Source organism: Acinetobacter sp. YWS30-1 (genome assembly GCF_033558715.1).
Taxonomy (GTDB): domain Bacteria; phylum Pseudomonadota; class Gammaproteobacteria; order Pseudomonadales; family Moraxellaceae; genus Acinetobacter.
This window is the reverse complement of record NZ_CP114606.1, coordinates 1,262,509-1,274,796: the sequence shown is the minus strand read 5'-3', so window position 1 is coordinate 1,274,796 and position 12,288 is coordinate 1,262,509. Positions and strand designations below refer to the sequence as shown.

Here is a 12,288-nt window from a genome sequence, read left to right as displayed (position 1 = left end):
ATTTTTAAGTGTGAATTTTTATTTACAGTCACTTTGATCTTAGAGAAAAGTCTTTATTATGAATAGCCTATTTTATGAGAAGCCAAATAAAATACCGCGCAATTTCACGGTATTTTATTGAGTATGCTAGCTAAATATAAAGTTCGGCCAGCATAAACAGTTTGGCATAACCTGAAATCTCAATGCGGCCTTGTTCTTTTAATGCGCAATACAATACACCGCCACGCTGAGAGGCCTGATAAGCCACCAGTTCAGTTTTATTTAATTTCTCCGCCCAGATCGGTGCAATCCCGGTATGAATTGAACCCGTTACCGGATCTTCATTAATCCCGTTACTCGGTGCAAAATAACGTGATATGCAATCATATTGCGTATCGCCAGCGGTAATCGCGACATCCAGTAATGGACCCGCCGCTGTAATCGCGGTTCTTTTTCCATTCAGCTGCTTCAGCAATTCAATATTGGGTTGCTCATCCAGCACATCTTCTACTGATTCATATTCAATAATATAACCTTGCGTATTCAGATAAACATTTTTAAAAGGCTTCGTCAGCGCCTGTCTTAAGGCTTCCGGATATTCTGTAATGAGTTCAGGCTGACGGATCGGGAAATTCATCCGGATTTTGCCATCTTCATCTTGGCGTACTGTAAAAATACCCAGATCTTTGACATGAAAATAAATGGTTTTTGCAGAGCTAAAGTCCTTGAACAATACAAAGCTGCTAGCCAATGTGGCATGTCCACAAAAATCTACTTCCTTGGTCGGTGTAAACCAGCGAATTTCATAATTTTCTGCATCCAGCACTTTGACAAAAGCGGTCTCAGACAGATTATTTTCCAAGGCAATATTCTGCATCAGGTGATCATCCAGCCAAGCATCCTGTACGATGACTGCAGCAGGATTTCCCTTAAATAGGGCCGTCGTAAAAGCATCCACCTGGTACATTTTCATTTTCTTTACTCCTGTATGTAGGTGTTTAGTTTAAAAGCTTTTTTCCAGAAGGGGAATTTTATATGCTGTGGATCAGATGATTTATTTTTCTCCCTTTTCACTTATTAAGGTTCTTTATGAACAATTCACATATTCAAACTGTACCTTTAGAAAAAGCCTATCGCCTGATTACACACGGTCCAACAGTACTGGTGTCTGCCAATGATGGACAAGACACTGATGTCATGGCCGCTGCCTGGGCATGTGCACTCGAATTCAGTCCAGCAAAAGTCACCGTAGTGCTGGATAAAAGCACCAAGACCCGAAAAATAATTGAAAATTCTGGCTACTTTGCCCTGCAGATTCCGACCCTTAAACAGCTGGAAATGGTCTATAGCCTGGGAACATTGAGTCTGTACAATGCCCCAAACAAACTGGAGCAGTCTGGTGTGCAGTTATTCAAATTCGCAGATCAAGAGATTCCGGTTGTAGAGGGTTGTGCCGCATGGATTTTATGTGAGCTGATTTCCGAGCCACATAACCAGCAGACCCATGATCTGTTTATTGGTAAGGTCATTGCCGCTTATGCTGATGACCGGGTGTTCCGTGATGGACACTGGTACTATCATGAAGTCAGCGAAGAATGGAAAAGTATTCATCATGTCGCCGGCGGCCACTTCTATACCATTGGCGAAGCTGTCGCAGTAAAAGATGCAGAATAAATAACTGATCTTTTTAAACAAATCATATAAAAAATTCTTGCAAACAGGCAGCTTTGACCACAGTCAGACTGCCTGAATTTATGCTACTTTATCCATAATATCTGTTTGGTCTGATGTCTTATGATGCCGTTTAAAATCCACTGTATTGATGTCAAAAACTCATTACAAAATTATATCTGGTTACTTGAACATACACCGACGCATCAGGTCGCGGTCATTGATCCCACTGAAGCTGTGCTAGTTCAAGATTATTGTACCGAACATGGGCTTGAGCTGAGTCAGATCTGGCTCACCCACTGGCATAAAGACCATATCGGGGGCGTTCCGGATTTAATTCAAAAGCAATCATTACCGGTATATGGCCCAAAAGCTGAGCTGGAAAAAATTCCGTTTATTAACCATCCACTTGAACATGACGACCAGTTCAGTTTTCATGGTGTTGAGGTACAGATTATTGCCGTACCGGGACATACCCTAGGCCATATCGTGTATTTCCTGGATGCTATTGATGTGCTGTTCTGTGGCGATACCCTGTTTGCCATGGGCTGTGGGCGGGTATTTGAAGGCACTTATCAGCAGATGTACCACTCTCTGACTCGTCTGGCTGCCTTACCGCCACGTACCCAGGTTTATTGCACGCATGAATATACGCTGTCGAATGCACAGTTTGCCAAACATGTAGAACCGGATAATCCAGCAATTCTGGAGCGTTTCGAACAGGTTGAGCGTATGCGCATGCTTGGACAATGCACCTTACCCAGTACGATTGCAGCAGAACTGGAAACCAATCCTTTTTTACGCGCAGACAGTGTCGAAGAGTTTCAACATTTACGCGTGATGAAAGACTCGTTTTAAACTATAGCTGCTTAGAGCAGCTGATGCTTCTGAGCATAGTCATCCAGTTCCTGCTGGGTGACCACTCGTACCGCATTCATTTCATCAATTCTGACCAGCAATAATCCATCCAAAGCGGGTTGATAACGGCGCGCACTGCCAAATGGTGTATACGCCACCTTGGACTGTACCGAAAAATCCAGCCAGTCTTCATGACCCAGCATCACAGCTACAGGCTCCTGCCCTTGCTGCTGCATAAGTTCAATTTGCTGTTTGACGTACTGTTCAATATTTAATTCAGTCATCATCAATCTTATTTAAATTACATCAATGTCAGTATAAAGGGTTGAGCCTAAAACCATGACCTGAATACTCTGAGACTTTACTGGATTGTATATTTTTAAGCGTTACTCAAACTCTAAAACCTTAAACCACGCTAATTCCTAATTTAAAATGAATAACAAATAAACAATTATTGATTTAAATATTTGAATATTAATAACTATTCAAAAAATTATTTAGGCTTAAAATTAAAATATTTAGTTACAACATCTTGAAAATAATAAAAAACATAGACTTAGATTAAAAACCCTATATTTCGTCTATATTATCTTGTTCATTAAATCCGCAAATTCAATTAAATTAATTTAAATAAGGGTATTTGCCCTTTAAAACGAAAATTCTCACCCTTATCTATGATTTAACTGATGAAGGAGTTATCTCGTGAAAAAAGTGGTTAAAGCAAAAAACGTTCTCGCATTTAGACTTTGGTTAGAAAAATTGGGGTATTCGGTTCGCACCCTGGCAGACAATCGTGGTTTTAGTTTCAGTTTTAAAAAAGAATATGGTCTGGTGACCTGCGATCTTTCAGGTAATGCATTGGCCATGCAGCTGGGTGAGGAGTTTGAAGACCATCTGAAAGCTTAAATTAGATTAATCAGTACACTCATGATTTACCCTTTTATTTGAGTAAAATTCTATTATTCCTATAATCAGCCCATTTCGATGGGCTTTTTTTCGTCCGTAAAATTTCAGGCAAAAAAAAACAAGGTATCAACCTTGTCTCTTTTGATGGTGGGGACGGAGAGACTCGAACTCTCACACCTCGCGGCGCTGGAACCTAAATCCAGTGCGTCTACCAATTTCGCCACGTCCCCATCAGGGTACCAACTTAGTGTTGGACTTTTTTCAAACTTTGGCAGAGGATCAAGGATTCGAACCTTGACGAACGGTTTTGGAGACCGTCATGCTACCATTACACCAATCCTCTACTCGGCCATTTTACTCAATCTCTTGAGTAAATTGGTGGGGACGGAGAGACTCGAACTCTCACACCTCGCGGCGCTGGAACCTAAATCCAGTGCGTCTACCAATTTCGCCACGTCCCCGATGGCTGTGTATATTATAGCGATCGCATCTGCTTGACAAGTGATTTTACAAGCAATCACTGCCTATTCCGCTATAAATTAAACAGTTAATACAATTTTTTTATTTTTTATAAGATTTAACAAGAAAACTCAGCCTTATGAGGTTTCTTTGCTACTGCTTTGAACTTAATCTCTAAGCTTGTCTAGCTCAGTCTCAGCAGATCAGACCTCTAGAACCTCACTTATCTTGATCGAGCATGTTGTTTAAACAATAAATGAATCCAATACAAAGAATAAAAAGCCAAGCCAATAAAAATGTCGCACTAAATTTCAGGCAAAAAAAAACAAGGCATTAACCTTGTTTCTTCATATATGGTGGGGATAGAGAGACTCGAACTCTCACGCCCAGAAGGCGCTGCGACCTGAACACAGTGCGTCTACCAATTCCGCCATATCCCCGTGGCTGTGTATATTATAGCGATCGCATCTGCTTGACAAGCGATTCTATGATCAACTCGGTGTTTTTATATCAAAAATTAATCAGTTAATTCTTTGATGATTAAATACTGGCTTATTTTTAATAAAACCGCTTAATTTCATTTCTCCAATTTAAAAAATCAAGTTATTTGAAAGAGTGCTGAATATTAATTTTAATAGTGTTTAGATCAGCCAATTGATTGGATATTTTAAAGGACTTCCCTCTTCTCACCTTCACTGATACTTAGTTTGAGTATTTAAAATCTACTCATCGAAAGTAAGCGAATAATGAAAATGAGATTAAAAGATGGCTCAGCCTTAAATTCCAGGCAAAAAAAAACAAGGCATCAACCTTGTCTCTTTTGATGGTGGGGACGGAGAGACTCGAACTCTCACACCTCGCGGCGCTGGAACCTAAATCCAGTGCGTCTACCAATTTCGCCACGTCCCCATCAGGGTACCAACTTAGTGCTGGACTTTTTTTCAAACTTTGGCAGAGGATCAAGGATTCGAACCTTGACGAACGGTTTTGGAGACCGTCATGCTACCATTACACCAATCCTCTACTCGGCCATTTTACTCAATCTCTTGAGTAAATTGGTGGGGACGGAGAGACTCGAACTCTCACACCTCGCGGCGCTGGAACCTAAATCCAGTGCGTCTACCAATTTCGCCACGTCCCCGATGGCTGTGTATACTATAGGGATCAATTTCACCTGACAAGCTCTTTTTAAGAAAAAACCACTCGTTTGATTAAATAAAAAACAATATACAATTTATTGTATTTTTCTCATGCAATTTCAGTAAGTAAGGCCTGTTTTACGGCCTTGAAATCAGACAATCTATCTCGTGAATGCTTTCGAAGCATGTTTTGTATCGGGCTTTGCAAAGCTTGGAATTGTGTAGGTAGCTCAGGTTTAAAACGCTGACAGTGCAATAAGGCCCAATCCTGATAATCTGTCGCTTCTAGGCGCTGCCCTGTAAGCCATTCATAAAAAATGATACCCAGCGCATAAACTTCACTCTGTAGCGACTTGGCTTGCCCTTGAAATAGTTCAGGTGCCATATAACGTGGTGTAGCGTTCATTGCTTGGTTTAAAGAATTGATTGGCTGAACTTGCTCAAAATCGATCAAACAGACCCATTTCTGATAAATAACAAAATGCTCTCGTTTGAGATCAGCATACAGATACCCGAGTTCTTGTAAGCTTATCAACGGTTCTAATGCTCGTAGCATATGCTGACGAATTTCTTGAATCGAGAACAGCTTAGGACATATATCAAAATGTGCTGGCGCATTAGGTAAGATCAAAGCCTGATTGAAAAATTCATTCCTAATCTGAAATGGCTTTCGAATAATTTGATGCGGAAGCATGAAAGTCCGCCCTTCTTGCTCACCATAAGCTTCATAAAAGTCCAGCTCATGACTTAAGCCAGTTTGGGCATACCGAGAAATAGCCGTTGAATCAAGATTCTGGGTTTTTAACCAAAGTGCTGACGCGGTCTCCGGATTAACTTCTAGATAATAAAGACGGCGACCAAAACCCAGACTTCGGGCTTTGGTCTTAAGCTGGAAATCAAGCTGATGCAGTTTGGCGGGGTTAAGTAACAATATATTCTTGCTTGGTATCTGGTGCATGCTGATAATTTAGCAGTTCCAGACAATGCTGAATAGTTTTACCTACCCGCTCCTGAGTTTCGATCAGGGAGATTTTTGGCCAGGTCGCCCGCTCACCTTCACGTTGCAGCACCTTGAACAAATGCGGACGAGGATTTTGCAGCATATAGCTGTAATGACGCAGGCTATATTTACCGACGATATTCACATCACCATAATAACGTTGATCCACTACGCCATAACCATGATCCAGCAAACGGCGGACTGGCGGCAAACTGCCCGCATGCTCACGGGCAAAATCCATAATCCCTTTGGTAAATACCACACTCTGACGGCGTACAATGCGTTTCGGCCAGCTTAAAGTCCCTTTACGGAAGCGTGAAATATCATCCTGCATAAAAGGCACAATGTGCGGATTGGCCTGACTGGCAATGGTGTAATTGATATTGTACAGCCGCGCCATTTTCTCCTGCGGGAAATCACTACGGACACTGCCATCTACCCAGCGTGTTGCGCCCATATAAGGCGTATATTGACCATCATGGCGTTTACTGGTGAGACGTACCGGTGGGAACAGAATCGGCACGGCACAAGATGCCAGTACCGCACTCCAGACCAGTACATCTGGAGAGGTATAGGCATTCATGATCCGGGCATCCTGCGCAGCATCATAAGGTGCGACTGCAATATTGATATGTAGACCGGAAGTTTTTAGTGCTTCTTCAAAGGTCATATCTCCCAGGTTTTCAATCAGGAATTTTTTCAGGTATTTGACATCCGCCAGACCACCATTACCCTTCATTAATTCACTCATGGTACGGAAATGGAAGGCTTCATGGAAAAAGTTATGGCCTTTTAAAATATCTACATACTGCGCAGGTTTGGAGACGCCTAACATCGCTGTCATAATTGCACCAGCACTGGAACCCGACATCACTCGAGGTAACAGATCTTGTTCCATTAACGCCTTACATACACCGGTATGAAATAAGCCGAGGGTTGCACCGCCCGAGAACATTAAAGCTGGCTGACCATAAGCACGTTGGCAGTGCTCAAAATATTCAATTTTCTCTTCAAGAGTCAGACAGGTACATTGTGCAGAAGCAATATAAGCCAGGCCGAGACTGACTTCTTCTACATAATCCTCAATAATTTTTTTAGTGCCAACATATGTGACGGTAAATAATAAAGGATGGGCAATATTGGCAATATCGTAACTCAGTCCTTCACGCAGGATATACATCAGATCACGAGTACGTTTCTGCTGACGGTAACGTCTTAATTTCCCCAGTCGATGCGCAATCACCTCGGCATCAAAATACGGTGAACTATTATCCAGTTTCCATTCTTGTGCCCCAGATTCTTCGTCGATCTTTAAGGCAATATATTTCCATTCTTCGTAAGTTTCAGCCTGTTGCAATTGCTGCTTCAGCTTTTTGATACGATAGGCCTGATGTGGATTGATATCCTGAGTAAAATCTTTAAACAGCATCTGCCCTCTTCCCTATATTGTAATTTTCAGACATCCTGCAGCCATGAACAAAAAACAGGCATCTATTTTCTTTGTACTACAATAACGAAAATTCACCACTTTAAGCAAATTATCACACTTTCCAGACTTTGACTGTGAATTTTACAGTGATAGTATTCTAGCCATAATTGTAAAAGTACTGCTCAAATCATGGCGAAAATTGATTTACCTGACAATATCTTAAATGCTCTTTCTACTGTTCTTCTCCAGCTCCAGCAAAGCCTGCCTGAATTAAAACAAAGTCCTGATTTTTCTGCTTATGCCTATAAATGGCAGGCTGGAGAACTCAAACCCATTCACCAGCTCAAACAGATTGAACTGGCAGATTTAAAAGGTATTGAGCGACAAAAAGAAAAAGTCATTCAGAATACTTTGCAGTTTCTAAAAGGATTACCTGCCAATGATGTCTTACTGACTGGCTCTCGCGGTACAGGCAAATCTTCGATTGTGCGTGCATTGTTGACTGAATATGCAGATCAGGGCTTACGTCTGATCGAAATTGAACGCGATGATTTGTCAGATCTTCCACAAATTCAGCAACTGATCGCCGGTCGTCCGGAAAAGTTTATTGTCTATTGTGATGACTTGGCCTTCAATGCGGAAGATGAAAACTATCGCAGTCTGAAAAGTGTGCTAGATGGTTCATTACAGTCCGGTTCAAGTAATTTTGTGATCTATGCGACCAGTAACCGTCGTCATCTATTGCCGGAATTTATGCATGAAAATACCCCGGTAACCAAAGTGGATGTACCCCAATATACCGAGTTGCATCCACAAGAAGCCATTGAAGAAAAAATTTCCCTGTCGGATCGTTTTGGTTTATGGCTGTCGTTTTACCCAATGGATCAAAACCTGTATCTGGAAATTGTCGAGCATTATCTGAAAAAGGCAGATATGCAAATGACAGCTGAAGCCCGTGCTGAAGCATTACGCTGGTGTCAGGCGCGTGGTCAACGTTCAGGGCGTGCTGCTTATCAATTTTCAAAGCATTGGATTGGGTCAGAACAACTTAAACAAGCCTAGAGCCAAAAAACTAAATAAAAAAAGAACCGCTATAGCGGTTCTTTATTATTGAATATGACAAATGATTCTTTAATTCTGACAAATAGGTGGAAGCACAGAACGAATACCTAAACCATTGACAATTTTCTGCACTGTGTTTACCACATTAATATCATTAGCTTGATATGAAACCAACTGAATACCCATCGGCAGTCCGCTTTCACTTTGAGCCATTGGAAAAGCATAACTTGGTGCATCTAAATAGTTAAATGGACGCGTGTATTCACCCACATGACTAAACTCGGTATCCATTGAGCTTGACACAGCTGCAAGGAATGGGCTCACTGGAAACAGCAAACATTGACCATTTAAAGAAGCTTTAAATGTTTGCTGAAACTCAGTTCGTTCTGCAATCAATGACTCGTATTTTTCCTGTGTAACACTCTTACCGCGCAGCACACGCTGACGAACTAATTCCCACATCTGTGTTTCAGCATTTTCAGCTGTATCGCCATGATATAAATAACTTTCATAAGCAATAATGTCAGACGTCCGGTCCGATAAATTATGAAAATCGAAATGTGCAGGTGGTTGCCAGTTTTTAATTTCGATTCCCAATAATTCAATGCGTTTTAGCCCTTCGCGCCAAAGTGTTAATACATCAGGCTCAAGCGGATATGGAAATGCAGATTCATCTAGAGCATAAATTACATTTTGACTTGATACCGCATTAACATTTGCATCCGTCAATAATTTCACTAATGCACTAATGTCGTCTGCAAATCTTGCAAAAGGTCCAAGAGTATCTAAAGTTTTAGATAAAGGTACTGCACCCGTGTCGACAATTTTATGAGCTGAAGGTTTAAAACCAAATATGCCATTCAACGCTGCTGGTGTGCGAATTGAACCACCTGTATCACCGCCAAAGGCCATAGGACTAAGACCACTAGCCACAGCAACCGCTGAACCTGAAGATGATCCACCCGGTGCAAATTGCTGCTCTGCCCACGGGTTTTTAGGTGTGCCTTGCATTGGATTTTGACCAGACAAACCAAAAGCCAACTCGGTCATTTTAGTTTTACCTAAAATCACAAAACCTAAATCTTGCAATTGATCAACCAGTTTACAGTTCGCTTGCGCTTTTTGATCTAAATAAACCGTACCTGCATAGGTGATATGACCCGCTACATCCAGATTATCCTTTAGTAAAATTGGCACACCATGAAATGGACTCAATCGTGTGCCTTGCTGAAGCAACTCATCTAAATGTTGTGCCTGTTGCAAAGCCTCGATTTCAAATAATTCCGAAATACAATCTAGATGTTTAAATGTTTGGTTTCGATCAATATAAAATTGAACTGTCTCTACTGAAGTTATCTTTTTGCAGGCAATCTGGCGACCAAGTTCAAGTGCAGATAAATTCACAATATTCATTTTATATCTTCCAAACCTTTTCCTGCCGTTTCAGGCATTTTCATAAATGTGATTAATGTTAATAATGCGCCAACCAATACCATAAAGTAGAAATAATCTTGTTTACCAATACTTTGTAGCCAAGTTAGCACATACGGTGTTGTGCCGCCGAGTAAAGCCACCATCAAGTTGTAGGGTGCGCCAATGCCAACTGCACGAACTTCTGTCGGAAACTGTTCAGACATGACTGCTGGGCCAATGGCTGTATATAAAGCATATAAAACCAAGCCAAAAAGCTCGACCAATAAAATAGATACAAAAGTACCATCCATCCATTTAATGATTGGATAAAAGAACACTAAATATCCCACGGCAAATACGATCAACTGTGGTTTACGACCAATTTTGTCTGATAGCCAGCCAAATACAGGCTGACACAGCATAAAGATAATTAAGCCAACAGTATTTGCAGCAAAGGCTGTTTGTGGCTCTGCGCCTAAAACTTTAATGGCATAGGTCGGGACATAGACCACAAAAATATAGAATGCAAATGTTGTTAAGATAGAAATACCCACAATACGAAGCGTTTCTTTCGGATGACGTTTAATCAGTACGGCCAAAGGGTTCTTCACTGATTCTTTTTTATGGGTCATTTCGCTATCAGGTACTGATTTACGAATCCACATACCCACTAAGCCGCCAATCGCACCCAAAATAAACGGAATACGCCATCCGTATTCGCTCATTTGCGTTTCAGTTAAAGCACTTGTTAAAGCCCAAGCAAGACCTGAGGCCATCAAAATACCAATCGCTGAACTAAAAAACATAAAGCTCGAATAGAATCCGCGTTTATTTTTTGGTGCCATCTCTGAAAGATAAGTTGCCGCTGAAGCGAACTCACCACCCAAAGATAAACCTTGAAGTAATCGCGCTAATACCAAAATAATCGGCGCAAAAATACCAATTGATTCATAGGTTGGTGAAAGACCAATCATCAAAGAACCACCTGCCATCATTATGATGGTTGCGGCCAAAGCTGCTTTTCGACCATAGCGGTCAGAAAAGATCCCCAATACGATTCCACCTAATGGACGCATGAAGAAACCTACAGCAAAAATTGCGAAGGTCGCAAGCAAGGATGCAGTTGGATCATCTGATGGGAAAAATTGTTTCGCGAAAAATACTGCAAAAGTTGCATAAATCGTCCAATCGAACCATTCGATAGCATTTCCTACAGTTCCTGCAAGAATAACTTTCTTTTGTGATACATTTCCTTGTGTGGAAATTGAGTTTTGCATTTTTGACTCATCCATAAGCGTCTCATTTAATATTTAGACATAAATACAGGTTGTATTTTATTTTCTAGACTTAAATTTAGATTATAATTAGTTTTTAGACAAGTCAATCATCATGAGTGAATCTTCTAGTTTCGACGAAATCGATACTGCATGCATCAAAGCTCTTATCTCCAATCCGAGAGGATCATGGCGAGAACTGAGCCAGATTAGTGATGTCCCTGAAAAAAAGTTGTCTCGACGTCTAGGTAAGTTGCTAGATGACCAAGTTATACGAACTGCAATTGAATTAAATCCTGTGGTTGCTAATAAGGGTTACACCGTTCATGTCTGGATCAGTGTGAAATTTGGGAAGGAAAAAGAAGTTGCGCAATTTTTTGCAAACCGTCCAGAAGTACGCATTGTTTTTCTAACCACAGGACTTGCCGATATTTTCCTTGAAATTGGATTAGAAAAGGCCGCCGATCTCTCTGTTTGGATGCATGATTTTGTTACGCATATTCCGGATATTAAAACCGTAGAAACCCAAGCCGTATTAAAACCATTTACTTGGGCAAGCAAACCCAAAGCTTTAGAAGGTACAAGCGATAAAAACGTCAATTTTAGAAGTTTGACTGAAATAGAGTTAAAACTGATTCATGCTCTGTCTATTGATGGGCGTTCATCTATTAAAAGTTTGGCAGAGCAAATCGAACTCAGTGAACATAAAACTCAGAAATTATTGAATGATTTATTGGAAGAAGGCATTTTCAACATTCGTGTCGATGTAGAACCCAGTTTGATGGGCTATAAGTCCGAAGCGATTATTTTGATTAAAGCTCGTCCAGATGCAGCAAATCAAATTGCCAAGACCTTGTCTGAACTTAAAAACACACGCTGCCTATTTGGCATTAGTGGAGATTCACAATTTTTCTGGCATGTCCTATGTAATGATTTAAGTGATTTATGGAAACTCATTACAGAAGATCTTGGTAATTTTGAAGGCATTCAATCTTGCAATACCAACATGGTGACATTGGCATTAAAACGTGCAGGATTTATGCGAAAAATCAGCAGCGCGCAGTTATTTTCAAATTTAGATTAAAAAAAAGAACCGCA

The 12,288-nt window shown here is 40.8% G+C and carries 11 protein-coding genes and 7 tRNA genes; 5 read left to right on the top strand and 13 right to left on the bottom strand.

The genetic code is table 11. From position 1 onward, the window contains the following. Positions 1–130: 130 nt before the first annotated feature. Positions 131–952: a PhzF family phenazine biosynthesis protein gene (locus O4M77_RS05935; RefSeq protein WP_323714016.1), complete on the bottom strand. Its 822-nt coding sequence runs from the start codon at positions 950–952 to the stop codon at positions 131–133. A 116-nt stretch (positions 953–1,068) separates the two neighbouring features. On the opposite strand from O4M77_RS05935, the gene O4M77_RS05930 reads away from it, so the two are divergent. Both O4M77_RS05930 and gloB read left to right on the top strand, forming a co-directional pair. Beyond that, entirely contained in the window at positions 1,069–1,653 is a 585-nt protein-coding gene (locus O4M77_RS05930) for a flavin reductase family protein (RefSeq protein WP_323714015.1), read from the top strand. Positions 1,654–1,773: 120 nt separating this feature from the next. Continuing rightward, on the top strand, positions 1,774–2,508 hold the full coding sequence (gene gloB / locus O4M77_RS05925; RefSeq protein ID WP_180139714.1) for a hydroxyacylglutathione hydrolase: 735 nt from the start codon (positions 1,774–1,776) through the stop codon (positions 2,506–2,508). An 11-nt stretch (positions 2,509–2,519) separates the two neighbouring features. Here the strand turns inward: gloB and O4M77_RS05920 are convergent, their stop codons facing one another. Beyond that, complete coding sequence (locus O4M77_RS05920; protein WP_323714014.1) at positions 2,520–2,792, bottom strand: hypothetical protein; 273 nt, start codon at positions 2,790–2,792, stop codon at positions 2,520–2,522. 418 nt (positions 2,793–3,210) lie between these two features. On the opposite strand from O4M77_RS05920, the gene O4M77_RS05915 reads away from it, so the two are divergent. Then, positions 3,211–3,414, top strand: coding sequence for a hypothetical protein (locus O4M77_RS05915; protein WP_004786362.1), 204 nt, complete (start codon positions 3,211–3,213; stop codon positions 3,412–3,414). 145 nt (positions 3,415–3,559) lie between these two features. Here O4M77_RS05915 and O4M77_RS05910 read toward each other — a convergent pair. The 9 genes from O4M77_RS05910 to O4M77_RS05870 all read right to left on the bottom strand — a co-directional run bounded on the left by O4M77_RS05910 (position 3,560) and on the right by O4M77_RS05870 (position 7,441). Further along, positions 3,560–3,644, bottom strand: a tRNA-Leu gene (locus O4M77_RS05910). A 39-nt stretch (positions 3,645–3,683) separates the two neighbouring features. Beyond that, a tRNA-Trp gene (locus tag O4M77_RS05905) sits at positions 3,684–3,757 on the bottom strand. 33 nt (positions 3,758–3,790) lie between these two features. Continuing rightward, a tRNA-Leu gene (locus tag O4M77_RS05900) sits at positions 3,791–3,875 on the bottom strand. A gap of 352 nt (positions 3,876–4,227) precedes the next feature. Continuing rightward, positions 4,228–4,313 (bottom strand) — tRNA-Leu (locus O4M77_RS05895). A 384-nt stretch (positions 4,314–4,697) separates the two neighbouring features. After that, a tRNA-Leu gene (locus tag O4M77_RS05890) sits at positions 4,698–4,782 on the bottom strand. 40 nt (positions 4,783–4,822) lie between these two features. Beyond that, positions 4,823–4,896, bottom strand: a tRNA-Trp gene (locus O4M77_RS05885). Positions 4,897–4,929: 33 nt separating this feature from the next. Continuing rightward, a tRNA-Leu gene (locus O4M77_RS05880) sits at positions 4,930–5,014 on the bottom strand. 107 nt (positions 5,015–5,121) lie between these two features. Next, a complete protein-coding gene (locus O4M77_RS05875; protein ID WP_179993338.1) occupies positions 5,122–5,970 on the bottom strand; it encodes a protein kinase domain-containing protein in 849 nt (282 codons plus the stop codon). Next, complete coding sequence (locus O4M77_RS05870) at positions 5,933–7,441, bottom strand: DUF3336 domain-containing protein (protein ID WP_323714013.1); 1,509 nt, start codon at positions 7,439–7,441, stop codon at positions 5,933–5,935. Before O4M77_RS05870 ends, O4M77_RS05875 begins: the two co-directional genes overlap by 38 nt. A 189-nt stretch (positions 7,442–7,630) precedes the next feature. Between O4M77_RS05870 and O4M77_RS05865 the strand changes: the two genes are divergently transcribed. Continuing rightward, on the top strand, positions 7,631–8,503 hold the full coding sequence (locus O4M77_RS05865) for an ATP-binding protein (RefSeq protein ID WP_323714012.1): 873 nt from the start codon (positions 7,631–7,633) through the stop codon (positions 8,501–8,503). Between the two features lie 69 nt (positions 8,504–8,572). Here the strand turns inward: O4M77_RS05865 and O4M77_RS05860 are convergent, their stop codons facing one another. Both O4M77_RS05860 and O4M77_RS05855 read right to left on the bottom strand, forming a co-directional pair. Beyond that, positions 8,573–9,916 carry an amidase gene (locus O4M77_RS05860; protein WP_323714011.1) on the bottom strand — a complete coding sequence of 448 codons (1,344 nt, stop codon included), beginning with the start codon at positions 9,914–9,916 and terminating at the stop codon, positions 8,573–8,575. Then, positions 9,913–11,208, bottom strand: coding sequence for an MFS transporter (locus tag O4M77_RS05855; RefSeq protein WP_323714010.1), 1,296 nt, complete (start codon positions 11,206–11,208; stop codon positions 9,913–9,915). Before O4M77_RS05855 ends, O4M77_RS05860 begins: the two co-directional genes overlap by 4 nt. 97 nt (positions 11,209–11,305) lie before the next feature. Between O4M77_RS05855 and O4M77_RS05850 the strand changes: the two genes are divergently transcribed. Next, positions 11,306–12,274 carry an Lrp/AsnC family transcriptional regulator gene (locus O4M77_RS05850; RefSeq protein WP_323714009.1) on the top strand — a complete coding sequence of 323 codons (969 nt, stop codon included), beginning with the start codon at positions 11,306–11,308 and terminating at the stop codon, positions 12,272–12,274. The last annotated feature ends 14 nt before the right edge of the window (positions 12,275–12,288 follow it).